Source organism: Ruegeria sp. CK2 (genome assembly GCF_056536585.1).
In genome coordinates, this window is sequence record NZ_JBQFPW010000002.1 from 205,842 (window position 1) to 230,477 (window position 24,636).

Below are 24,636 nucleotides of genomic sequence, written 5' to 3' on the forward strand. Positions count from 1 at the left end.
ATGGCCTACACGGACACACCAGCAAAAGATACCCAAATACCGACCAACCTGCGCTTGCTGCTGATCTTGGAAGAGGTCGCCAGGCGTGGGGTCGCGGTTAAACCGTCAGACCTGATCGAGGCATTGGGTCTGGCAAAACCAACGATCCATCGCTTGCTGCAAACAGCCGAGGCAGAAGGGTTCTTGCAGCGTGACTTGGATGGGCGGTCTTACGGACCTGGTCCACGGTTGCGGCAGCTCTCCGTGAACACGGTGTCGTCCGAACATTTGCGGACCGCGCGACTTGCGATTCTGCGCGGGGTTGCGGATGAAATCGGTGAAACCTGCAACCTGGCCATCCCAGACCGAGAGGGCATGATCTATCTGGATCGGGTCGAGACAAAGTGGCCACTGCGTATTCAACTACCTGTCGGAACACAAGTCCCTTTTCATTGTACGGCCAGTGGCAAAATGTACCTGTCTACCCTCCGACAAAATACACTTGAAGGATACCTGTCCGCCCGCAAGTTGCACCCACATACTGACCAGACTTTGACCGAAGCAACAGCACTACGCGAGGAGTTCAAACTTATTACGCAAAGAGGTTATTCGACTGACGACGAAGAATTCATGGCCGGAATGGCCGCTGTTGCGGTGCCAGTTTTGGATGAGAATAATAGGCTCGTAGCCACGCTGGCCGTTCATGCGCCAACCCAACGCCGTAACTTGGGCAGTTTAACTCAGTGCTTGGACACACTTCAGAACGGGGCAAGAAAACTCTCGGGTTTGCTCGCACCTTAGGCTCCAGATTCATTGATTTAAAGCTAGAATAACATGACAGCAGCAAGTGCGATCTAGGTTCGGGTGGCGACCCGACGCCAGCACTTCTGGCGCCGAACATGGTTTCGATCCAGATGAAACGGGTCTACACCGCGATTGGAAACAAGAATAGACTAGTGATCTCTGCTCAACACGCGCTCGCTAGCACAGATGTTGTGCTAGGCTCCGCTTCGGGTCTGCCAGCCAACGAGACTGAGAAAAGCAAATAAAACTGCGGCCACGCAGACGATCGACGGCCCCGCCGGTGTGTCAAAGACATAGGCCGCCCGCAGGCCAGCGACCGCTGAAACAGCTCCGATCGCGGCGGCAATCGCCGCCATTGATTCCGGCGACCGCGCCAGGTTTCGGGCGGCGGCGGCAGGAATGATCAACATGGCTGCGATCAGCAGGACACCCACCACCTTGATTGCAACTGCCACAGTGACGGCAAGGGACAAGGTCAACACTAGCTGCTCGCGTTTGGGATCGAACCCGCTGGCATAGGCCAGCTCTTCGTTCAAAGTTGCGGTCAAAAGCCGCGACCAGCGCCATGCGATCAGCGCCACGACCAAGGCTGCTCCTCCCCAGATTACCGCCAGATCCGCGCGCGACACAGCCAGAATGTCGCCAAACAAATACGCCATCAGGTCGATACGAACGCCCGACAGGAATGAGACGGCAACCAGGCCGAAAGCCAGTGCGGAATGCGCCATAACACCCAGAAGCGTGTCCATCGCATAGCCACGGCCAGCAAGCAGTGTCACGGCCAGCGCCATTATCAGAGCCACGGCGAGCGCGCCGGTAAAGATCGACATTTGAAATGTCAGTGACAGCGCCACACCAAGGATTGCAGCATGCGCCGTCGCATCGCCGAAATAGGCCATGCGGCGCCAAACGACAAAGCACCCCAACGGTGCAGCTGCAAAAGCAACGCCAACACCAGCAAGCGTTGCTCGCGTCATGAAGTCATCTAGCATTATTCCGCCGCTTCCTGTGCATTTGTGCTATGGTCGTGATCGTGATCGTGGTCATGGCGATAGAGCGCAAGTGCGCCCCCTGTCCCCGTTCCAAACAAGGCCCGGTATTCCGGGGCCGACGCCACCACTGCGGGCGAGCCCTCGCAACAGACATGACCGTTCAGGCAGATCACCCTGTGTGACGCGCTCATGACCACGTGCAACTCGTGGCTGATCATCAGAATTGCGCACCCCGTGTCACGACGCACGGCTTCGATCTGACGATAGAATGCGGCCGAGCCGGGCTGATCAAGACCCTGAGTTGCTTCATCGAGCAAAAGAACCTCGGGTTTGTTAATTAATGCCCTTGCCAAAAGAACGCGTTGAAACTGTCCGCCCGAAAGCTGTGACATCTGGCGTCTCAAGAGATCCGGCGCACCTGCAGCTACTAGCGCATCTTCGCACTTCCGCAGTGACACGCCATTTGCGAGGCGCATGAAACGCTCGACAGAAATCGGCAGCGTCGGGTCGATATGCAACTTTTGAGGCACATAGCCAATCCTTAGACCCGCCCTTTGCCTGATCCGCCCCTCAGCCGGCTTGGTCGCACCAATAATTGCCCGCAATAAACTGGTCTTGCCCGATCCGTTGGGCCCTACAATTGTAACGATCTCACCTGGGGCAATCGTTATGTTGACATGACGCAGAACGGTGCTTGCGCCATATCGCACCGTAAGATCTTCGACAGTGATGAGTTCCATTTCTACGCCTTTTCGGAGCAGTCGGGGCACAGGCCTTCTGCTTCGACAACTGTCCGTTCTATTTCAAAACCCACTGCGCGCGCGGCGGCCCCCAACGCACCTTTTGCGGGTGCGGAATGGGCTTCTGCCACGGCGTCGCAGCTTCTGCAAATCATGAAAGCAGGCGAATGCGTAGCGCCGGGATGTGAACAGGCGACAAACGCATTCAGGCGCTCGATCTTATGCACGAACCCATTCTCAACCAGAAAATCAAGGGCTCGGTAAGCTACAGGCGGTTGCGATCCGAACCCTTCGTCCCGCAGCCGGTCCAAGATGGCATAGGCTCCAAGCGCTCGATGCTCTTGAAGCAACAAGTCCAGGACTTTACGCCTGACCGGCGTCAATCGCAGTCCGTCTTCTTTGCATCGCGCCTCGGCCGTGGCCAAGCCGGTTTCAACGCAGTTTTCATGATTGTGCTTCTGAAACCCAACGAGAGCCGAGTCTTCGGCGGGCGCGGGTCGAGTCTCTCTTGTCATGTTATTCCATATCATGTATGCGGCTCGTAACGTTATAAAATCACACAGAGGGTCTGATGTCCAGAAAGCTCCTTCCAGTTTCGATCACCACCGCGTTGTTGGGTAGTGCAGCCATAGCAGATGTCCCGAACGTCGCGGTCGACATAGCGCCAGTTCATTCATTGGTGGCCAGGGTGATGGAGGGGGTCGGCACGCCTGATTTGATTGTGCCACCGGGTGCGTCTCCGCATGAATACAACCTGCGCCCGTCCGAGGCTGCGGCCCTGCAGAATGCGGATCTGGTGTTTTGGCTGGGCGAGGAACTGACGCCTTGGATGGCTGGCGCGGTAGAAACCCTCGCCGAAGGCGCGACTGTCACGACTTTGCTGGACTCTGACGGCACCGTCCTTTTGGACTTCCGTGAGGGAGCTTTGTTCGAAGCGCATGACCATGACGATGATCATGGCGACGAAGACCATGCAGGGCACGACAGCCACGATCACGAAGACGAGCATGGCGATGACGATCACACTGACCATGATCACGAGGAACATGCCAAGGACAAAGATCATGACCATGGCGATGACCACAGCAAAGACGAAGAACATGCTCATGACGACGGCCATGATGACCATGCGGATGGCGATGACCACGATCACGAAAAACATGCCGAGCATGAAGGCGGTGACGATCACGATGATCATGGTCATGGCGCACATGACCCGCATGCGTGGTTGTCGCCTGAAAACGCGGGTGTTTGGCTCAACCTGATTGCAGCGCAACTCTCGTCAGCCGATCCGGAAAATGCGGGCGCCTATTTTGCCAATGCTGCAACGGCTCGTGAGGAAATGGATGGGCTTTCGGCGGAAGTGTCGGCGATGCTCGAACCTGCTCGTGGTGGCAGTTTCATCGTGTTTCACGACGCCTATCAGTACTTTGAGAACACCTTTGACTTCCCAGCCTCCGGCGCAATCTCTCTTAGCGACGCTTCAGACCCCAGCCCCGCTCGTATTGCAGAAGTCCAAAGCCGTATTCGTGACGAAGGTATCGATTGTGTTCTGGCCGAGCCACAGTTCAATCAAGGTATTATCGCCACCGTGCTGGACGGGACAAAAGCCAATACCGGTGTGATTGACCCGCTTGGATCTGATCTGGAGCCGGGTCCGGCCCTTTACCCCCAACTCATCAGAAACATGGCTGAAACACTGGCCGGGTGCTTGTGACTCGCCTTGTCCTAAGGTGAACATAGATGAGATTGGCGTCCCTGAAGGCCCTTTACGAAGCAAGGCATGATGGGGCGCGTGGCCACACTAGTTCCGAATGTGAAAACAAATGGCCTGAATTGATCTATCGACACAAGCTTGAGCAAACGAAGCGGGTTCTAGTGCGAAGCTACGGCTATGCTCGCGCATCGAATTGCATGCATCCGCATTGCCAGTCCCGGCGGTACATACATGTCGGCCAATCTGTTCGAACAAGCGAAGCCAAGTTGGATCTCACAATTCAGGACTTGGGCACGCATGAGGCTAAAAACATCTCCGAGCCGGTGCGCGTGTTCGGCCCTGCCTTGGATGATAGAGCTGCAGCCATCGTGCCCCGAACGCGCCCGTCAGGGAATAGTTTGGGAAAAGCGGGCCGTTCATCGCAGCCAGCGTCGCGGCCGCCGTGGTCAAGTTGGTTACTGCGTGGTGGTAACCGTGGTGTTCGACGCGAAATCTTGCCTCAAAGGAGCAAATAGCGCCTGCGTCAGATGAATTCTCCACTGCAGTCATGGCGTTTTTGACCTTAACAATCACCCCAAATTCAGCATTCGTCCTGGCAGATTCCATTGACCCAGTGGTCTATGGCGGCAACCCGCCCCAGACCGTTGAGTGTATGAAACTAGCGATCCGGCTGAACCCGCACCACCAGCACTGGTATTTTTGGAATCTGGGTTGGGTCCGACATTTCGCTGCGAATTATGACGCAGCTAAAGCATCCATCGAACAGATGAACTAAATCCCTGACGGATTGAAACACACCTATACGCCGGTATTGCGGCGTCTCGGGCTCGCCAGTGAGGAGCAGAGGGTTGTCGACGAATTTTTTGGTGGTGAAACCTGATTTCACGATCCACGAGGTAAAAACTGCGCCGTTCGAGAGCGATGCGTATCTCACCCGATGGCCGGATGGTCTGAAAAAAATGGGCGTGCGTGATGTCAGGGAGTGAGCGGTTTCCGCGGATTTGATGCACGCGACACCACAACAAACAGGGCTTTGTATTAGTCGAGGAACACGATCGCTTTGGTCTCACTGCTGAGGCTATTGCGGCATGTCTATGTAAATTGGTAGGAAGGTCCCTTGCTTCTGCAAGCGCTTGTACGACCGCTGCTTGGTGGGGCACGGATGGCAAGCGCCATTCTGCCCGTCAGTTTCTGTATCACTGCATCAATTTACCACGATCCTCCGTAAAGGACCGTCTGGTGATATTGGCGGCAGCTGGCCCGGCCAGAAGTATTTACATCGCGACCATATCGGCGAACCGCATCGACCCGCCCAAGGCCTTTGCTGATGAGATTTGTCCAACCGATCTGCTCGGTCCGGTTTGCGCAGCGCGCTCAAGAACACGCAATTTACGACGGATCTCTCACTGGTCCTCTGTCATCGATTTCATCCTCCTTCTCCAAATTGGAGCTTAAAGAAGATGTCTCGCGGGTACGTACATATCTACAGACGCCGTTAGCGTTCCAACCTGTGCCCTTTGGTCGGATCAAAGAAATGCATATGAGTTGGTGACACCGAAAACCGTATTTTCACATGCTTGCCCTCTATTGGATGGACGCCAGGCAGACTGATGGTAATGGCTGTCTTGTTTGCCGTGAATTGACCATGCAACAGAGTGTTAGCGCCCAGCGGTTCGGATATTTGGATGGCGGCTTCGATCGGGCCATTGTCGTCCTGCACAAGGTGCTCAGGGCGAATACCCAGTTTTACAGCGCCATCCGCTACCGCTGCAGGACCGACTTCGACGTCACCAACCTTAAGCGTGCCGTCTTTGCATTCGGCGTCAAAGATGTTCATCGCTGGGCTGCCGATAAACTGGGCTGCAAACAGTGTTCGCGGTGTTTCATAGACATCCAACGGCGTTCCGATTTGTTCCGCGATGCCCCCGTTCATCACGATCATCCGGTCGGCCATCGTCATCGCTTCGACCTGATCGTGCGTTACGTAAAGGGATGTGATTCCAAGCTTTTCCTGAAGCTCTCGAATCTCCAGACGCATTTGCACACGCAGTTTGGCGTCCAGGTTCGACAGCGGTTCATCGAACAGAAACACGGCAGGCTCGCGTACGATCGCACGGCCCATGGCGACCCGCTGACGTTGACCACCAGACAGCTGCCTGGGTTTGCGGTCCAGCAAGGGTTCAAGTTGCAACAGCTTCGCGGCTTCAGTCACTTTTTGATCGATATCACCCTTAGGCAATCCGGCGATCTTAAGCCCATAGCCCATGTTCTGACGCACAGACATATGCGGGTAGAGCGCGTAGTTTTGGAACACCATGGCGATATCGCGATCCATGGGCTCTTTCTCGTTGGCGCGTTCGTCGCCAATCCTGATCTCTCCCGAACTTACGGTTTCAAGGCCAGCAACCATGCGCAACAGCGTGGATTTCCCGCAGCCGGACGGGCCGACGATGACGATGAATTCGCCATCCGCAATGTCCACATCAATTCCGTGGATGACGTCCGTTTCGCCAAAGCTCTTCTTGACGTTCTGAAGGGTTACTGTTGCCATTTCTTATTTCTCACTATCGACAAGACCACGGACAAAGAGCTTCTGCATTGACACCACCACGATGACCGGTGGGATCATTGCCAGAATGGAGGTCGCCATAATCACAGGCCAATCCGCGACATCATCACCCGATGGGAACATTTGCTTGATGCCCATGACGATGGTGTTCATGTCCGGATCGGTGGTGATCAGCAACGGCCAGAGGTATTGGTTCCAGCCGTAGATGAACAGGATGACGAACAGCGCGGCAATGTTCGTGCGGCTCATCGGTACGACGATATCGATGAAGAACCGCATTGGCCGCGCGCCGTCAACCCGTGCTGCCTCGGCCAATTCATCGGGGATGGTCAGGAAGAACTGGCGAAACAGGAATGTTGCAGTTGCCGAGGCGATCAAAGGAAAGATCAGGCCGTAGTAGCTGTTGAGCATGCCAAACCCGGCGACAACCTCGAATGTCGGCACAATCCGAACCTCGACTGGCAGCATGAGCGTGATGAAGATCAACCAGAAGAATGTTGTGCGGCCCGGAAAGCGAAAATAGACGATCGCGAAGGCTGACAAGAGCGAGATGATGATCTTGCCCACAGCAATGCCGATGGCCATGACGAGGCTGTTGAACAGCATGGTTGCGACAGGAACATTCACACCGGAAAACAGCGCAGCCGAATAGTTTTCCCAGAACCGATCCCCAGGCCAGATCGGCATGGGCGGAGACGTGATTTCCGGCTGCGAAACTGTCGAGGCGACGAATGCCAGCCAGATCGGAAAGAAGATCACAAGGACGCCAAGGATCATCATCACGTGGGTGAGCCAGATACCGGCGCCGCGCTTTTCGACCATTCCGTGTTGTTGGGACGCCATCAGTAATGCACCCTTTTTTCAACGTATTTGAACTGGATCACTGTCAGCAGGCCGACCACAATCAAAAGAATGACGGATTGTGCAGAAGACGATCCAAGGTCCTGGCCCACAAACCCGTCTGAAAAGACTTTGTAGACAAGGATCGTTGTGGCTTGCTGTGGTCCGCCGCCGGTGATCGTGTGGATCACGCCAAATGTTTCGAAGAATGCATAGACCACGTTGACGACAAGCAGGAAGAAGGCTGTAGGGGATAACAGCGGAAGGACGATAGTGAAGAACCTTCGCCAGAAATGGGCGCCATCAATCGCCGCAGCTTCGATCACGGATTTAGGCACCGATTGCAGAGCGGCAAAAAAGAACAGGAAGTTATAGCTGATGCGGCCCCAGGCAGATGCGACCACGACCAACCCCATTGCCTCGGTCCCGTTTAGCACATGGTTCCAGTCGTAGCCCAACTGGCTCAGATACCAGGACACAACGCCAACGCGGGTGTTGAACATGAACAGCCAAAGCACACCTGCAACGGCCGGGGCAACGGCGTAAGGCCAGATCAAAAGTGTTCGGTAGACACCAGATCCCTTGATCAAGCGGTCCGCGATGACCGCCAGAAACAACGCAGGAATCATCGAACAGAGAGTAACAAGGGTCGAGAAAATCGCCGTTGTGACGAACGAAGCGCGGTAGAACTTGTCACTAAGCAGGAATTCGAAATTGCCGAGGCCAACGAATTGTGAGGACAGGCCGAACGGATCAGGAATGAACAGCGATTGCCAGATGGCCTGCGCCGCCGGGTAGAAAAAGAAGACGGCCGAAATGACAACCTGCGGTGCAATCAGCAACAGCGGCAAAAGCCAACCGCGAAATGTGACGCGTTTTTCCATTTCGGCAACCCACCCAAAAGAAGATGTGGGCCGCTAAGGGCCCACATCGATTTCAACGCTATTGATTGGCAGATTCGAAACGGCGCAACAGGGCGTCACCGCGTTCCTTCGCACTGTCCATCGCTTCCTGAGCCGTCTTGTCGCCAGACCAGACGGCTTCCAGTTCTTCATCGATGATGCCGCGAATCTGGTCAAACGACCCAAGGCGCAAACCTTTCGAGTTTGCGGTTGGCTCCTTGGCCGTCATCTGGATCACAGCAATGTCCGTGCCGGGGTTCTCATCATAAAACCCAGCCGCCCGTGTCGCATCTCCAGCTTCGGCAGTGATTGGCAGGTATCCGGTGTTCTGATGCCACGCGGCCTGCACATCTGATGATGACAGGAAGCTCAGGAACTCGCCGACGCCTTTGTATTCATCAGCTTCATGACCTTCCATCACCCATAGGGATGCACCGCCGATAATGGTGTTCTGCGGCTCACTCGTGACAGCCTCCCAATACGGAAGCGGACGCACGTCGAATTCAAACTCGGCTTCCGAACTGATGCCCGCGTAACCAGCGGAGCTTTCGGTGAACAGTGCACATTCGCCCGCCCGGAAATTCGCACCGCCTTCATTTCTGCGGCCTGTATAGATGAACTTGCCGTCTTTGGCCCAATCGCCCATGGCGGTCAGGTGTGCCACCTGGGCAGGGCCGTTCAGCATCAGCTCGGTATCAAGGCCTGCAAACCCGTTATCCTGAGAGGCAAAGGGAACATCGTGATAGGCCGAGAAGTTTTCTAGGTGAATCCAGCTTTGCCAGGCGGTCACAAGCGGACACTCTTCCCCGCCAGCTTTGAGTTGATCCAGAACTACTCCGACATTTTCCCAGGTCGACAGATCAGTGTCAGGGTCAACACCCGCGGCCGTCATCGCATCGCGGTTGACCCACAATACAGGCGTGGAGGAGTTGAAGGGCAGCGAAAGCATATCGCCGTCCGTCGTGGTGTAGTACCCTTTTACAGAGCCGATATAGGCGTCCGGGTCGAATGAAGCGCCGCTTTCCGCCATCACCTCATAGACTGGTCTGACGGCGCCTGCGGCAGACATCATTGTTGCTGTTCCGACTTCGAACACCATCAGGATATGGGGCTGTTCGCTGGCGCGGAACGCGGCGATACCAGCATTCAATGTCTCAGAATAGTTACCCTTGTGACTTTCCACTACGACATAGTCGTTCTGGCTAGCGTTGAATTCCTCAACCTGTGCCGTCACCAGTTCGCCCAAACGCCCTGTAAAGGCGTGCCAGAACTGAACTTCGGTCTGCGCCAATGCCGCCACTGGCGACAACACAGTGGTTACGGCCAATGCGCCGAGTAGATTCTTAGTCATGATTCCTCCCATGCATCATTTTTGATGCGTCAGTTAACACCGTGCGCATCGCGTACACGGTGGACTTGATACTTTTACGACGTTACCGCCGGAAAATCATAATTCAAGTTTTGATTATTGGGTCGGAACATAACATTGCATTATACTATGGTGAAATGCGGCGGCCGACGGGATAGGGAATGCGACAAACACTGAGGGTCAGACAGCTTGAAGCACTTATGGCTGTGACAGTTAACGGTTCTATGACGGCTGCCGCTGCGGGCCTTGGTATCAGCCAGCCAGCTGTAAGTCGTCTTCTGGCCGATCTTGAGAAAACCCTAGGTTTTCAGCTTTTTGATCGCCGCGATGGGCGGTTGGTTCCGTCGCAAGAGGTCCGCTTTCTACAGCCAAGTGTCGAACGCGTTCTAGAGCTGATGACGCAGATCTCCGATGTCAGTCAGGATATCACCCAACGGAAAGCAGGCCATATCCGCGTTGCCTGCCTTCCGGGGTTTGCCACAAGCCACATGCCAAAGGTCATCGCAAACTTTCTGAAAGACCGGCCCGGCGTGACCATGACCATCGAACCCGACAGACCGGAGCGTATCTTGGAATGGATGATAGGCGAGCAATATGACTTTGGTGTCACCGATGGGTTCAACGGGCATCCCGCAGTCGAAAGCCGGGATGTGAACGTCCGAACTGTGTGCGTCTTCAAAAAAGGGCATGCCTTAGAGAATGCTGCCGAGGTTACGCCAGCCGATCTCGCGCATGAGAAGATTATTCACACGCGGCGCGACAGTGATTTCTTTGTTAGACTGTCAAAGGCGTTTCAAAACGCCGAAGTCCCGCTGAATTCTCACATTGAGGTACGCCAATTCACTGCGGCTTGCGAATTGGTGGTTCAGGGCGTCGGGGTTTCGATCGTCAGTGAACTGGATGCTGTCAAATACGTGGATTTGGGGCTCAGCTTTCGCCCCTTCAAACCCTTGCAGCCGCATACCTTGTCACTGGTTCGGCCGGTTCTGAAACAACCTTCCCTGATCACGCTTGAGTTTATTGAACATTTCAGTGAAAGCCTGCGCCCCTTTATGATGTCAGCCGGTGGGGCAAGATAATGCGTTGGTTCAAGCCCGATGTGGTTTTTGCGTTCCATCGCGGGCCAAGCATGTCAGCGGCGCTGCTTTACTCGGCTAAGAGAATGGTATCAAATTGATCCGGTAAGTCGTCTCAGCCCGACGTGCGTGGTGTTCTCCAGTTTTGTGTCACATCTCTGTTGTCAAAAGCATCCAGAAATCGCGTCGATCAAAACTCTGAAAGGTGCCAAATGCCCTACATCCATCCTTCCCCTATTTCGCGCCGTCAGTTTCTTGCAACAACGGCAACCGGCGCCGCTGTCATTGCCTTGCATCCATACTCTGCTTCTGCGGCGAACAATCAGGCGCACCTGCGGATCATGGAAACCACGGACATTCATGTTCACGTGTTTCCCTATGACTATTATGCAGACAAACCGCGTGACACTGTTGGCCTGTCTCGGGCAGCTTCGATCATCAATGAGATCCGGTCAGAAGCGACCAACTCGCTTTTGGTCGACAATGGCGATTTCCTGCAGGGTAACCCAATGGGCGACTACATCGCGTACGAGCGGGGCATGAACGAGGGCGACAGCCACCCGATTATTACCGCCTTCAACACTATCGGGTACGATGCGGCCACTTTGGGGAACCACGAATTCAACTACGGTCTGAGTTTCCTTGAGAAGTCGCTGGCCGGGGCCGAGTTCCCTGTGGTGCTGGCAAACGTCGCCAAGGAAAAGGGCGGAACTCCGCGTGAAGACAAGACACTGGTCAAGCCCTACGCGATTCTCGACCGCGAGATCGAGTTGGGTGACGGGTCCAAGCATCCGATCAAAATCGGTGTTATCGGATTTACGCCACCGCAGATCATGAACTGGGACCGCAAGCACCTGGAAGGCAATGTCGAAGCGCGCGACATTGTAGAAACCGCCAAAGCCTATGTACCGGAAATGCAAGAGCAGGGCTGTGATCTGATCATTGCTCTGTCGCATTCCGGGATCGGTGATGCCGATCATGCCGACGGGATGGAAAATGCGTCGGTTGTGCTCGCCGGCGTTGAAGGCATCGATGCGTTGGTGACCGGCCACAATCACTTGGTATTTCCGTCAGCCACTTTTGCGGATCTTCCTGGCATCGACGTCGACAAAGGCACATTGATGGGCAAACCAGCCGTCATGGGTGGGTTTTGGGGATCGCATCTGGGATTGTTGGATTTGTTGCTGGAACGAGATGGCAATGCGTGGCGCGTGGTCACAACCACGTCCGAGGCGCGCCCAATCTCGCGGCGCAACGAAGATCGCTCGATCACAGCACTGGTCGGAGATGATCAATCTGTATTGGACTCGGTGACCCCTGATCACGAAGAAACCCTGGCGTATGTGCGCCGCGCGGTCGGCAAAACATCCGCCCCGCTGCACAGCTATTTCGCCCTGGTGGCTGATGATCCGTCTGTACAGATCGTCTCCATCGCCCAGAAATGGTATATTGCAGAGATGCTGAAAGGTACCGAGCATGAGGGCTTGCCAATCCTGTCGGCGGCGGCCCCATTCAAGGCCGGAGGTCGCGGAGGCCCAGAATATTACACAGACGTACCGGTCGGCGATGTCGCGATCAAAAACGTGGCAGACCTGTATCTCTATCCCAACACAGTGCGCGCGGTGCGTGTAAACGGGGCACAGGTGCGTGGCTGGTTGGAACGTTCGGCTGGAATGTTCAATCAGATCGAAGCGGGCTCACAAGATGCCATCCTGCTGAATCCGGCCTTCCCGTCGTACAACTTCGACGTCATGGATGGTGTCACCTATCAGATCGACCTCTCACAACCGTCACGTTTTGACCCGGATGGCGAGGATCTGAACCCTGAAGCGGAGCGTATCGTCAACCTCACTTTTGACGGCGCGCCTGTGACGGATGACATGGAGTTCATCATCGCTACCAACAACTATCGCGCCTCCGGAGGAGGGTCATTCCCCGGAGCAAAAGGCGATACCGTGGTGTTCGAAGCTCCGGACACCAATCGCGACGTCATCGTGCGCTACATTGTTGAGCAAGGGACGATTGATCCAAAGGCCGACGGCAACTGGTCATTCGCTCCGCTTGGGGACACCACTGTCTTGTTTGAAACCGGCCCGAACGCGCGGGGGTACATGAGCGACGTTGGTGGCATAGAGATAGAAGATGCCGGTGACGGAGCGGACGGTTTTGCGGCATTCCGCATCAAGCTTTAGAAACGCTTATCTGGCGCGAACAAAGTGGTCGGTCTGAAGCCCTTCGAACTGGTATTCCGATTTCAACACAAAAACCACCTATCGAAGAAGGTGGTGTAGTTCTGTTGTGACTGCCAGCGCCTTCCAAGGCACGAGCTTGGACATTCGCAAGCCTTTCAGCTGTGTTGAAACTGCCGAGCAAGTCGCTGGTAGCGTTCCGCGCGCGATATTCGTATACTGTGGGCGCTTCAAAATCGGCGCCCACTTCGGCATCCCGCTGATGGAAGTACATCTACGCAAGGGGATCCCACTTGCCTAGCAGCCTGCATCGTCCAGCATAGGCTGCGTGAAGAGCTTCCCGAGCGCTTTCATATTCTCTTCCGGGCCAGTCAGTTTAGGCGGATAGTCTAAAGCTGGAACAGTGTCGCCTAACACCAAACCGTCAAGCCGATCCGCACAAGATGAACGCGTTGTGCCTAAGTAATGCCGTCAGTTCGGCCGCCTCGGATGCCGGGCGATCGAATGACGTATCCTCGTAGCCATCCGGTTTGTCTGAGCAGCCATTCCTGGAATGGTCACAGTAGACAACAGTGCATGTTGCGGACCACCAATCGATATAGGGGCGTAGGTACTCGTGGATTGGCCTATTTCGCCGTGTATAGTTAGGAGTGGTGGTCCGTCCCCGATGACCTAATGGTAGAAACTTGCGCCGTGTGCTTCGGCAATCTCTGCAACCGCTGAACTCGCAACTATTGCGGCGATGACGGTGGAGCCCGTTGGAAACCTATCCCCAGTCATGGTGATCCTCTTTTGGGTCTTATCTGGCATAATTAAATTTATTAGCCCAGTTAAGTTTTTGCATAAACTCATTTGGTAGCGGTTTGTGTTTTCACGCGGATTTCCAACTAATAAAACAATATCCCCGATTTTTGATCGCTGACGAGAAAATGGGTTTTGAGCCAAGTCATTTCCTTATCGGCGTCTCCTCGAGAACAAAATTTGGACGCAATGAGAAATTTTAACAATTTGGCCGGCTTTTTGTTTTGGGAACATAGATGTTCCTGTGGCTCAAAGCTGGAATGGGGGCTCCGCATGATGGGGCACATTCCCATCATGTTGTTAAGGTAAAAGGTGTCGATAGATGTTTAAATACAAAAGCCCACTGAGCCGAATTCTCGATGGAACCGGTACGCCCGCTGAAGCAGGCGAAGATGCAACCGGTCAGAAAAAAACGGTTGAAGTTTTCAAAGATACCGACGTTTTGCGTCGGACGCTGTCCGGGGAAGGCCTGGAACAACAGCCTCATGATGACGTCTCGGCTCCGGTGGCGGACGACAATGCGCCAGAAGATGAGGCTGACACGGTATCTGAACAGGCTAACGATGAAGCATACGCCACACCGGCTATCGAACTTGTAGAGGCTTCCGACGGCAGCCTTAAGCAAGAAGAAGTCGCATTCTCTTCTGAGGCCACAACCAACCCTGAACCACCAGTGTTATCCGAGGTTATGCCCGAGCCTGCCGCTGTACCCGAGGCCGCGCCAGCTGTTGCGGAAGCATCGGAATCTCTGGCTGCAAATCGGCGTAAACGGGTTAAAACCACGTTCATTGGATTTGGACAGACAGAAAACCGCGTTCAGGACTTGATGGACAGCGCTCCGGTTGCCAAATCGCAGGCGGCTCGTGCTAGTTTCCCGGTCGGGTGGCTTGTCATTTCCGATGGGCCTGGCCGCGGGACAAGTATTGCTTTGTCGGGCGGTCTCATGCAAATCGGCCGCAATGACGATCAATCCATTCAACTGGATTTCGGCGACAATGGCATTTCGCGTAGCAGCCACGCGGTGATTGCCTATGACCCCGAGGATCGCAAATGCTATTTGGGTCACGGTGGTAAGGCGAATCTTGTGCGATTGAACGATAGTCCAGTGTTGAGCACGGTGGCGCTTGCTAGCGGTGACAGCATTCGGATCAGCAAGACAACGATGCGATTTGCTGCATTCTGTGATGAGACATTTGACTGGCAGGACGAGTAATCGACGCATCCATTTCGAACTCTGGTGTGGACTGTTTGCCAACCTAAGGTAACGTATGTTGCACCAGAGTATTTCGTTGGCATGTTCCGCTGGGCTAGGCGATTTCCAAGACTTCTCCTGGACGACGACAACCCGTCTTTGCAGCGTAATTTCAGAGTAGCGGAGTGTCGAGGCGGCGACCCGATTGAGGGATGCCGCACCGGTTAATTTCAGATCCGTGTCAATTTCACTTTCGTTGTAAGTGGGCGTGAAGAAAACGCCCAGATTGCGCCGTCCAGAAGGCTGGGCGGTGCAACTAGATATTATAAAACAAAGCGTTACGACCAAACCACTGGGCGCACGCCAGTCCTAAAATCACCACATTTTCTTCTTGGGCGGACCACATTGGCGTACGAAATGTCGCAATAGGTAAAAGCGGTGGGTTAACGATTAAAAGGGTAAGGTTGACTGCTATGACACTAAACAGACGCGCGTTCATGAACAGCGCTGCACTAGCTGCGATTGCGACGTTACTGCCGGTTGGCGGGAACGCATTGGCAATGGCCGTTGGTCAGGTTGCGCACAGAATTTTGGCCGCTGACAAGCTGAGTTTTCTGACCGAGAAGGTTGCAAAGGCCGTTGTGCTTCTGAGCCTGGGTGCTGAGGTCGAAAAGGACCTTAAAGAACTGCAGTATGCGCACGATGAATTCGACAACATTCTGCTGGGCTTCAAAGAAGGTAAAGGTACGTCGGGCGTTGACCGTGAACGCTTTGTATCGGTGAACAACGCCTTGAAAGAAGTGGAAGCACTTTGGGCGCCCTACCGTAAAGCTATCGAGGAAATCATCGAGGCCGGCTCGGTCGATGATGAACACCTTCACCTTATCGTCGACAATGATGAGGTTCTGGAAAAAGCCTGCCATGAGGTCGTTCGCAAGCTGGAAGAGGCTTACGGCGACGTAGATATTGATCTTGCGTTGGCCTTGGCATTGGATTTTGCTGGCCGTCAGCGGATGTACACGCAGAAAATCTGCAAAGAGATTGCTCTTGCCGCGACAGGTAAAGAAACTGCCGAGCACCACAAGAAGTTCAAAAAGAACGCCAAGAAATTCGGCAAGATCATCGATGTGTTGATCGAAGGCAGCAGCAGCTCGATCACGATGGCAAAACCGCCTAGCAATGCCGCGCTTGAGGCTCTGACCGAAGTTAAGGTGCATTGGGCGAAATTGCAGCCGGTTGTAGAACAGCTTGACAGCCAGGAAGTGCCGAATATCGATGATGTTGTGCATTTCTGCGAAGAAATGGATGTTCTGGAACTCGAATCAGAAAAAGCCGCCTTGCTGTACGAAGAGGCGATCAAACTGGATTCCTAATTTCCGGCCCGATTTCGACTGTTTCAAGTCTCAGTCGAATACGTAACCGGTTTTCACTTGAGAGAGAAAACATCTTTCAACAGCCATAAATTACCCCTGAAAAACAAAGTGCAGGCTTCGTAATCTTTGGTGGTTAGAAACAGGTGAAGACCAACTTTGTGGTTTAGTCGCTTCATACATCGGAAAAGCAACGAAATCGAAACGATGCCACAATCCCGACCTTTTTGTTGCACAAATTTAGTGCATCAAAAATACATCAAATGAGTGCTGACTCGAGGAGTTAAGATGTTGAGTTCCAAGTTTTCACGGCTCTGTATGGCCGCATCAATCGTCTCAGGTTGCATCGCAACCGGGGCCTTCGCACAAGAGGTGCGACTGGTTGGTAAAGACAGCAATATTGACGTCATCGGCAATCTGCTTTCATCGAAAGATGGTAAGTTCCTAGTCGAGACGGACATCGGCGAATTTGTCATCAACCAAGATCTGGTGACATGTGAAGGCGAAGCCTGCCCAACCGAGCAGACCTACGTCTATGATATGGAGATTTCGGCCCCGGACGAAATCGCTGAGGTTTTGGTGCCAATTCTGGCTGAAGGCTACGCCGCGGCAGCCCTGGAAGCCGAAGCTCAGTTGTATGACGAAAATGGCGAGCCGGTTGATACCGAAACAGTGGATGTTGGCGACCATAAATATGGTGAAGAACACGACTTTGCGCTGGTTCTGACGGATCTCGAAGGCGACGACGTTGCCACCTTCGGAATTCACACGGCGAATGGTGCGCGGCTGTTTGAACGGCTGGCAAAGAATGACGCATCAATCATTTTCGCGGAAACAGCTGCACGAAAGGCGGATCGTTCGATCGTGTCCGAGGGGCAGGGTGGCAACTTGCGCGCCTTTGATCAGGAGCGGGTTATCGCCGTGGACGGTTTTGCAATGATTGTGAACCCGTTGAACCAGATCCCCAGCCTGACTACTAAGCAAGCGCGTGACATCATGGCAGGTGATATCACCAACTGGTCAGAAGTGGGCGGTTCAGATGCACCAATTCACGTGTATTCCTTCGACCCGCAAACTGAGGCATATCATCATATCGAAAAGCTTCTGTTCAAAAAATCCGACAAGACGCTCACGAACGAATCCAGCATCGTGCATGACAGAACCGAGCTTACGACAGCAATCATGGAAGACGTCGCCGGCTTTGGCATCGTAAACTACGCGGCCAAGCGTTCGGCTCGGGCTGTACCGTTGCGGACAACCTGTGGCATCATTCAGGATCCTACTAACTTCAACCTAAAGACCGAAGAGTACTATCTGCAGGAACGTGTTGTGGCTTACAACCGCTCGGATGTTGAAGGGTATGCACGAGAGCTTGTTGATTTCCTGGACGACAGCAGCCTTGACGGTTTGGTCGCCAAAGCTGGCTACATCGACCTGTCGATCGCAGCAGACAACCAGGAACGTGCTGCAGAACGACTGGCTGCAGAGCTTGAAGAAGGTGAGAACGAGTACGAGGCCGAATTGGTCGAGAGCCTTCTCAAGAACATGAACACGCATTCGCGTCTGTCCACGACGTTCCGTTTTGCACCGGGTTCCAAACGCTTTGATAACAAGGCCGAGCGAGATCTGATGCGTATGGTGCGTTACCTGAAAGAGAACAAGCCAAGCGAAGTTGTGGTCGTGGGTTTCACCGACAACAAAGGCCCGTTCGACTCGAACCTGCTGATCTCTCAGGAACGCGCAGAAGCCGCCCTGGAACACATCATCGAAGTTGCGACAGATGGTGAGCTCGATGGGATTGAGATGAAAGCGGCTGGCTTTGGTGAGCTTGAGCCGGTGGCGTGTAACGACAGCCCGCGTGGCCGTGCAATCAACCGCCGTGTCGAAGTTTGGATCGCGGAGTAAATGACGAATGGAAGCCACGGCGCGTATTGCCGTGGCTTCCTAATATCAAGTTCAATGTTTCCAAGGTGTAGTTCGAGTATGAAGACCTGGTTAAAATACACTGCAGTGATTGCTTTTGCCGGATTTGCGTCTGCGGGTCTTGCACAAGAGGTCACCCTGACGGCCAAGAAGGGCACCAGATCGGTTTCTGGTAAGCTTGTCGCCGCGCAGCCCGGAAAGTTCATTATTCGGTCCAATATCGGTGTGCTGTCTTTGGATGCGGATGCATTTGACTGTCAGGGCGCGGCATGCCCTAAGGCTCTGCCAACAAACACGGATCTGGTCGTTGCCGGGGCGGCAGGCCTTGCTGACATCCTGCTGCCGCTGGTTGTTGAAGGGTTTGCCGCTGAACAAGAACTTCTGTCTGATGTGTTTGATCTGCAAGGTTCGCCGCTTGGTGAACAGTATGAATTCAGCACACTAGGTGACCGTAACTCTACCGCTGACGAAAAGACCGCCTTTGACATCCTGATCACGGATGAAGATGCAAACCCTGTTCATAATGTGCTGGTCAAGGAAGCCTCTGGCCAGGGGCTGTTTGACACCCTGATTTCGCGCTCAGGCGATTTGATTATCAGCGAAGAGCCCGTTACGCCCGAGAATTTCGCGCAGGCCAGAAAAAACGGCCTTGGGGAACTGACCGCGTTTGAACAAGAGCATGTTCTGGCCGTCGACGGCTATACCGCCACTGTACATCCGAAGAACACCCTTGGAACTCTGACAATCGAACAGATTTCACAGGTCATGTCCGGTGAAGTTGGCAATTGGCAAGACCTGGGTGGCCCTGATCACAAGATCAACGTCTATACTTTGCCAAAGGCATCAGAAGCCTTTCATCGGATCGATGCTCTGATCCTGTCGCCGCAGGGGCGTCAGGCCCGCTCAGACACAAAAACGGTTAAATCTGTGCGTGAGCTGTCACGCGCTATTGAATCCGATCCATACGGTTTCGGCGTCATGCGGTTTTCCAGCATCCGCGACGCCCGTCCCGTCCCATTGCGCAGCGAATGCGGCATCGTTCATCTGCCGAACCAATTCGCCATGAAGACCGAGGAATATGGCCTGCAAAACCGGGTTACCGCGTACAACCGCCGTGATCTGAACGGTCTTAGCGCATCGTTTGTGAGTTTTCTCGACAGCCCCAAAATCGATGGGCTGGTATCGAAATCGGGTATCACAAGCCTGTCCGTTATCGAACAGGACGAGGTAGAGAAATACCATCAGCTGCAGGCGGACATCGAAACGATGTCGGCTTCGGCCAACGCGACAGAAGTCCGTTCTTTCGTCGCGGACAGGCTTACGACAACACGCCTGTCTACAACGTTCCGCTTTGCGCCCGGGTCCGCCAATTTGGACAACAAGGCCAAACGGGATATCGCCCGGATTGCCGATTACATTGCCGACGTCAAGCCAGACAGAATTGTGCTGGCCGGTTTCGCTGATGCAGGCGGCAGTTTTGGCAAGAACCGCAGCTTGTCGCTGGCACGTGCGAAAAAAGTGCTGAGCGAACTGAAAGACAACGTTGACCAAAACGGGGCAGAAGGCACCGTGATCGAAATCAGGGGCTATGGCGAAATGGCCCCTGTTGCCTGCAACACAAACGCGGCAGGTCGTGCGAAAAACCGACGTGTTGAGGTTTGGAGCGAAGTACAAAGACCCAATGCGGATGGGTTCGCATGGGAAGGTTAGGAATTAAAAGTCAGTGCCTTAACACACTCAGGTAGCGGCGCTGACAAAACAACGGCCAGTCACAGATTGATCTGGTCAAAGTAAGGTAACGATTATTCATGGTACAACCAGTTCACACTAGCCAGCAGTTCCAGGATGAACTTGCGCCGGGAACTCAACTGTTATCCGGTCAGTATACGATCATCCGTTTTCTAAACAGCGGCGGGTTCGGCATCACGTATCTTGCCAAGGACAGCCTAGAACGAACTGTTGTGATCAAGGAGTGCTTCCCCGAGGCAATTTGTCGGAGAAGCGAGACGGCGGTCCGCCCTCGCTCGCAATCGCATGTCTCATCCTATGAGGCACTTGTAAGGTCTTTCGAAAAAGAAGCCCGCAACCAGTCCAAGCTTGTTCATCCGAACATCGCAGGTGTTCATCAGGTCTTCCGGGACAACGAAACAGCTTACATGGCGATCGACTTTATCGAAGGCCAAGACTTGTTGGACACGATAGAAGAACGAGAGAACATCCCACCGGACGAAGTTGAAAGAATGCTACGCCAGACGCTTGAAGCGGTGGGTTTCATTCACAGCAACGGAATGCTTCACCGGGATATTTCTCCTGACAACATTCTGATCAACCAAAAAGGTGAACCTGTCGTTATCGATTTCGGCGCTGCTCGGGAAAGCGAAGCCAAATCTGACCGGGCCATGTCGATGCTGCGTGTCGTCAAAGAAGGTTACTCCCCGCAGGAGTTTTATCTTCAGGGGGGGGAGCAGGATCAATCCAGCGACCTGTATGCGCTGGCCGCCACTTTCTATCACGTCATCAAAGGGAATGCGCCGGATGACAGTCAGGCACGGTTGGCCGGCTTGGCTCAGAACGGAGCCGACACCTACAAGCCGCTGGAAGGCGCAATAGAAGGGTATCGCCCGTCTTTCCTAAGATCAATTGATCGGGCGCTGAGCATTCCACCCGCAGACAGGTTCCAGTCCGTTCAGGAATGGTTGGATGCGCTGAACGAAAAAATGCCGGTCGAAATGAAGGCTGTACCCGCGGATGTCAAAGAGGTCAGCGATACGGTTGAAGTGAACATGGGCCCCGAGCGCAGTGGCGGGTCCAAACCTGTTGCTCTCATCGCGCTCGTTGTTGCTGCGGTGATCGGCGGGGTTGGATTTTTTGTCATGCAAGGCGGCGCTCCAGCTCCGACTGAAACGAATGTGACCAATATTGCAACTTCAGAAGTGGAGCCTGTGGTCGAGGAAAGCGTTGTGGCGGCCGCGGCATCGGCTGAGGAACTTGCATCTGTCGCAGACGCCGCAGTTGTCGTTCAACCCGTGGCAGACGAAGCTGATACAGTGGAGGCTGCGGTTACGCCGGCTGCTCTGAAAACGAGTTGGATTGGGTGGTCGGGGCAGGCAGTTGACCTGCCGTTCACAACCGTTACCACGGCGCAGCCACAAGGCAGCTTTTCGATGGTCACCTTGGTCCGGTCAGACCTTGATCAAAACGCAACGGACTGGTTGAAATCCGGCACCATCATCTATTCGGTCAACGGCCATCTGGTCGTGGATGATGCATCAATCATTCGTGCGATCCAGTCAAAGTCCGATGTCTCTAGCACGGGTGAGAAGCTGGTCGAAATGAGGGTCAAAACCGAGAGAGACGGCCCCATTGTCGAACAGAGTTTGACTGTCCGCACCGGCAAGGCCACCGAACTGACAAATGGTGTGCAATTCATGACGGTTAGCATCGGCGACGACAAGTGGATCACAAAAGTGTCCCGGTCCCCATCCGCAATTTCATCTTTACGCGTTGGCGATGTTGTCGTCTCGGAAGCCGCTTCCAAAGTTACTTTTGAAGGTCAAAACGCTCTTGAAGAAACATTTGAAGCCTTGGGGAATACTGGAGTGGAAACGGCGCTGTTGACGATCGCGCGGAACGGCGAATTGAAGGCCGTCGAGCTTCCACTTGCGCCTTAGTGACTGAATTCAAATAGGAAACTACAGTCAGGCCAACGGTGGATAGGAGGTCGAATGACTTCAAAACGTGTTGATGAAGATCGCGAGAGACCTTTGGGTGCTGAGAGATATTCGAAACTAAGTAACGCGAAAGATCACGAACCCGACCCGTCAAATAGCCCTATGCTGTCGCGCAACGCGCGAGCGTATTCGGGGATTTTTAGAAGGGGCGTGATCCAAACCAGAAAGCCTCTAGGCAACTTCGTCGCAGGTAGCCAAATGAACTTGAAGAACTTATTGGATCCGTACTCAGAAAAGCTAATGGTACAATTTGAAAAAGTGAAACGGCCAAAAACCCGGGGTCAATCTGTCACCCAGCTTGATATTGCAACCGTCATCGACCCAGGAAAACGCGAGTATCAAGAGGACGCGATCCTGATGGATTGCCCCGTGGGTTCTGACATCGGTATCGTGGTTGTGTCTGACGGTATGGGTGGTCACGCGGCAGGGGATATCGCATCCAAGATTGTATCCACTGAAGTGTTCAACTACTGGAAGTTCTCCGGTTTGAATTGCCTATCCTCGGACGCGGAAGTGCGAGAATGCCTTATGAAAGCAGCCGAAGTAGCAAATGGCTGTTTACGCGAGGTTGCTAGTCGTTATTCCGAAACCAGGGGCATGGGCGCGACCCTTTTGGTCCTGGTGCTGATCGAATCTCGGGCCTTCTGGCTGTCCATTGGAGATTCGCCGCTTTATCGCCTACGTGACGGAGAGTTGTGTCAGATGAATGAGGATCATTCGATGGCACCTCAGATCGACATGATGGTCAAATTGGGCATTCTGGACCAGCAAAGCGCTTATGAACACCCCGACCGAAACACGCTGACGTCGGTGATCATGGGAGGCAACATTCCCAAAACAGATTGCCCGGAACACGCTTCCCATCTTGAGCCCGGCGATATCCTGATAGCAGCCAGTGATGGCTTGCAATTCTTGAGCGAAGAACAAATCCAATCCATCGTGGCTGGGAATAGGTCACATCAGAGCGAAGCGATAGCGGGAAGATTGGTTAAAGCTCTAAAGGAACTGGATTCGCCCGACCAGGACAACTTCGCCTTTTCCGTGATCAAGTTTGGCGGATGATGTTCTGCCGTCCAGTGACGTCAATTCCGATGCTTGGATTCAGTTGAAATGACCTTGAAATCAGGCCTCTACCAGATATTTCTCTGAAAGAGGTAAGCTCGCCGCCCCAAGCGAGCGCGCGTCTGGGCCAACAGATCCGGCGTGAATTACCGGTCGCTCAAGACCCGTCAGATTGATGCGGGACAACTGCGCTTCGATCCCTTCAATTAGGCGGGTTTTGATGTCCGGTGGCATCCAGCCGTCTATTTTCACGCAATTAAAATCAATAACACTGCAAGATGAGGCGATGGCATATGCCAGCCCGAGTGACGCTTGTTTCAACCAGTTGTTCAGATGGAGGTCTGGTACGTCCCATCGGCTTGTCGATTCCCACATCAAATTGGCTGCATCACCGCTGCATGCAATCGAACGTTCAAGAACGTAGAGGCTGGCAACGTCGATCAAAGGCTGCACCTGACCTGTTTCCGTTGGCACTGGCAGGGGCCCCAACGCTCCTGCATTTCCTCTCCCTGAAAAGATCGATCTGTTTAGAACCACCCCTCCGCCAATGAAGTAGCCGACATAGAAATACAGGAAATCTCGGGGGCCTTCGGCGGGACCAAAAACCAGTTCTGCCCCGCAGGCAGCTGTTGCGTCATTTTGCAGGAAAACCGGGAAGTCATAGGTCGCAGCCAGAGCCGCTTTGATATCTGTGGTGCGCCATGGGTCCATTTTTTCTTGTGGCACCCGCAGCGTTTGTGCCCAATCCCAAAGAAAGTAGGGCATTGCAATCCCCAGGCCTGAAACTCTGCCCCGCTCGACCGGGGGGAGATTGGACAGCATTTTGTCAAGCGCTTCGCGTGCGAAATCCAGCGTCGCAACAGGCGTGGGATAGTCATATGTCCGTCTTTCGCGCTGGCGGACACTGCCTAGAAAATCTGTCAAAACCAGTTCAGTGCTGCGGCGTCCAATTTTCAAACCCAGAAACAACGCACCTTCAGGGTTCAGTCGCATTGGAACTGAGGGTTGCCCGACTTTGCCGCGGATCGGCTCACCCCGGAGCAATAGCCCGTCTTGTTCGAGCTGGCGCATGATGACGGAAACCGTTTGCGCCGAAAGCCCCGTCATGCGCGCAATTTCGGATTTGGCCAATGCCTGGTGCCGTCTGACAAGGGACAAAACAAGCCGTTCATTGCGCGCGCGCATACCGCTTTGGTTGGTGCCGCGCACGTCTGAAACCCGATCTGACGGGGTGTCGTCTTGCTTCAAGTCCACAGGCAACGCGTTCCCTCCCTTGCCCAACAATGTGAGGATCGCCCTAACCTGTCAATAATAATTAAGAGTGATTTAATTATTGACAAAAATACCGAATCTCAAGATGATTTTTCCTGTGGGGTCGGG

The 24,636-nt window shown here is 54.0% G+C and carries 20 protein-coding genes; 11 read left to right on the forward strand and 9 right to left on the reverse strand.

Annotated elements, in window-relative coordinates; translation table 11 throughout:
- Complete coding sequence (locus ACR0BU_RS04195; RefSeq protein ID WP_480736084.1) at nt 1-780, forward strand: IclR family transcriptional regulator; 780 nt, start codon at nt 1-3, stop codon at nt 778-780.
- 197 nt (nt 781-977) lie between these two features.
- Here the strand turns inward: ACR0BU_RS04195 and ACR0BU_RS04200 are convergent, their stop codons facing one another.
- The 3 genes from ACR0BU_RS04200 to ACR0BU_RS04210 are packed head-to-tail and all read right to left on the reverse strand — an operon-like array spanning nt 978 to nt 3,030.
- Nucleotides 978-1,775: a metal ABC transporter permease gene (locus tag ACR0BU_RS04200; protein ID WP_299886375.1), complete on the reverse strand. Its 798-nt coding sequence runs from the start codon at nt 1,773-1,775 to the stop codon at nt 978-980.
- A complete protein-coding gene (locus tag ACR0BU_RS04205; RefSeq protein ID WP_480736083.1) occupies nt 1,775-2,515 on the reverse strand; it encodes a metal ABC transporter ATP-binding protein in 741 nt (246 codons plus the stop codon). Before ACR0BU_RS04205 ends, ACR0BU_RS04200 begins: the two co-directional genes overlap by 1 nt.
- A gap of 2 nt (nt 2,516-2,517) precedes the next feature.
- Entirely contained in the window at nt 2,518-3,030 is a 513-nt protein-coding gene (locus ACR0BU_RS04210; protein ID WP_299886369.1) for a Fur family transcriptional regulator, read from the reverse strand.
- 56 nt (nt 3,031-3,086) lie between these two features.
- On the opposite strand from ACR0BU_RS04210, the gene ACR0BU_RS04215 reads away from it, so the two are divergent.
- Nucleotides 3,087-4,232, forward strand: coding sequence for a zinc ABC transporter substrate-binding protein (locus ACR0BU_RS04215; protein WP_480736081.1), 1,146 nt, complete (start codon nt 3,087-3,089; stop codon nt 4,230-4,232).
- Nucleotides 4,233-5,080: 848 nt separating this feature from the next.
- A complete protein-coding gene (locus tag ACR0BU_RS04220; protein ID WP_299077181.1) occupies nt 5,081-5,218 on the forward strand; it encodes a hypothetical protein in 138 nt (45 codons plus the stop codon).
- A 509-nt stretch (nt 5,219-5,727) separates the two neighbouring features.
- Here ACR0BU_RS04220 and ACR0BU_RS04225 read toward each other — a convergent pair.
- From ACR0BU_RS04225 to ugpB, 4 genes are read right to left on the reverse strand one after another with little or no spacing between them, the layout of a single operon-like run.
- Nucleotides 5,728-6,783 (reverse strand): sn-glycerol-3-phosphate import ATP-binding protein UgpC, encoded by a 1,056-nt coding sequence (locus tag ACR0BU_RS04225; RefSeq protein ID WP_480736080.1) that lies wholly within the window; start codon nt 6,781-6,783, stop codon nt 5,728-5,730.
- A gap of 3 nt (nt 6,784-6,786) precedes the next feature.
- A complete protein-coding gene (ugpE, locus tag ACR0BU_RS04230; RefSeq protein ID WP_298934063.1) occupies nt 6,787-7,623 on the reverse strand; it encodes a sn-glycerol-3-phosphate ABC transporter permease UgpE in 837 nt (278 codons plus the stop codon).
- A 20-nt stretch (nt 7,624-7,643) separates the two neighbouring features.
- Entirely contained in the window at nt 7,644-8,525 is an 882-nt protein-coding gene (gene ugpA / locus ACR0BU_RS04235; protein WP_298933748.1) for a sn-glycerol-3-phosphate ABC transporter permease UgpA, read from the reverse strand.
- 58 nt (nt 8,526-8,583) lie between these two features.
- Nucleotides 8,584-9,894 carry a sn-glycerol-3-phosphate ABC transporter substrate-binding protein UgpB gene (gene ugpB, locus ACR0BU_RS04240; protein ID WP_480736079.1) on the reverse strand — a complete coding sequence of 437 codons (1,311 nt, stop codon included), beginning with the start codon at nt 9,892-9,894 and terminating at the stop codon, nt 8,584-8,586.
- A gap of 179 nt (nt 9,895-10,073) precedes the next feature.
- On the opposite strand from ugpB, the gene ACR0BU_RS04245 reads away from it, so the two are divergent.
- Together ACR0BU_RS04245 and ACR0BU_RS04250 are read left to right on the forward strand one after the other, a co-directional pair.
- Nucleotides 10,074-10,991 (forward strand): LysR substrate-binding domain-containing protein, encoded by a 918-nt coding sequence (locus ACR0BU_RS04245; protein ID WP_480736077.1) that lies wholly within the window; start codon nt 10,074-10,076, stop codon nt 10,989-10,991.
- A 209-nt stretch (nt 10,992-11,200) separates the two neighbouring features.
- A complete protein-coding gene (locus ACR0BU_RS04250; protein ID WP_480736075.1) occupies nt 11,201-13,180 on the forward strand; it encodes a bifunctional 2',3'-cyclic-nucleotide 2'-phosphodiesterase/3'-nucleotidase in 1,980 nt (659 codons plus the stop codon).
- Between the two features lie 669 nt (nt 13,181-13,849).
- On the opposite strand, the gene ACR0BU_RS04255 is transcribed toward ACR0BU_RS04250, so the two are convergent.
- Nucleotides 13,850-14,122 carry a hypothetical protein gene (locus ACR0BU_RS04255; protein WP_480736074.1) on the reverse strand — a complete coding sequence of 91 codons (273 nt, stop codon included), beginning with the start codon at nt 14,120-14,122 and terminating at the stop codon, nt 13,850-13,852.
- A 178-nt stretch (nt 14,123-14,300) separates the two neighbouring features.
- Between ACR0BU_RS04255 and ACR0BU_RS04260 the strand changes: the two genes are divergently transcribed.
- The 6 genes from ACR0BU_RS04260 to ACR0BU_RS04285 all read left to right on the forward strand — a co-directional run bounded on the left by ACR0BU_RS04260 (nt 14,301) and on the right by ACR0BU_RS04285 (nt 23,256).
- Nucleotides 14,301-15,191, forward strand: coding sequence for an FHA domain-containing protein (locus ACR0BU_RS04260; RefSeq protein ID WP_480736073.1), 891 nt, complete (start codon nt 14,301-14,303; stop codon nt 15,189-15,191).
- A gap of 452 nt (nt 15,192-15,643) precedes the next feature.
- Entirely contained in the window at nt 15,644-16,543 is a 900-nt protein-coding gene (locus ACR0BU_RS04265; protein ID WP_298933737.1) for a type IV pili methyl-accepting chemotaxis transducer N-terminal domain-containing protein, read from the forward strand.
- Nucleotides 16,544-16,828: 285 nt separating this feature from the next.
- Complete coding sequence (locus ACR0BU_RS04270) at nt 16,829-18,445, forward strand: phosphate ABC transporter substrate-binding/OmpA family protein (protein WP_480736072.1); 1,617 nt, start codon at nt 16,829-16,831, stop codon at nt 18,443-18,445.
- A 78-nt stretch (nt 18,446-18,523) separates the two neighbouring features.
- Entirely contained in the window at nt 18,524-20,173 is a 1,650-nt protein-coding gene (locus ACR0BU_RS04275) for a phosphate ABC transporter substrate-binding/OmpA family protein (RefSeq protein WP_298933733.1), read from the forward strand.
- Between the two features lie 98 nt (nt 20,174-20,271).
- Nucleotides 20,272-22,134, forward strand: coding sequence for a serine/threonine protein kinase (locus ACR0BU_RS04280; protein WP_480736070.1), 1,863 nt, complete (start codon nt 20,272-20,274; stop codon nt 22,132-22,134).
- A gap of 300 nt (nt 22,135-22,434) precedes the next feature.
- Nucleotides 22,435-23,256 (forward strand): PP2C family protein-serine/threonine phosphatase, encoded by an 822-nt coding sequence (locus ACR0BU_RS04285; RefSeq protein ID WP_480736068.1) that lies wholly within the window; start codon nt 22,435-22,437, stop codon nt 23,254-23,256.
- A 60-nt stretch (nt 23,257-23,316) separates the two neighbouring features.
- On the opposite strand, the gene ACR0BU_RS04290 is transcribed toward ACR0BU_RS04285, so the two are convergent.
- Entirely contained in the window at nt 23,317-24,441 is a 1,125-nt protein-coding gene (locus tag ACR0BU_RS04290; protein WP_480736309.1) for an ROK family transcriptional regulator, read from the reverse strand.
- Nucleotides 24,442-24,636: the final 195 nt, after the last annotated feature.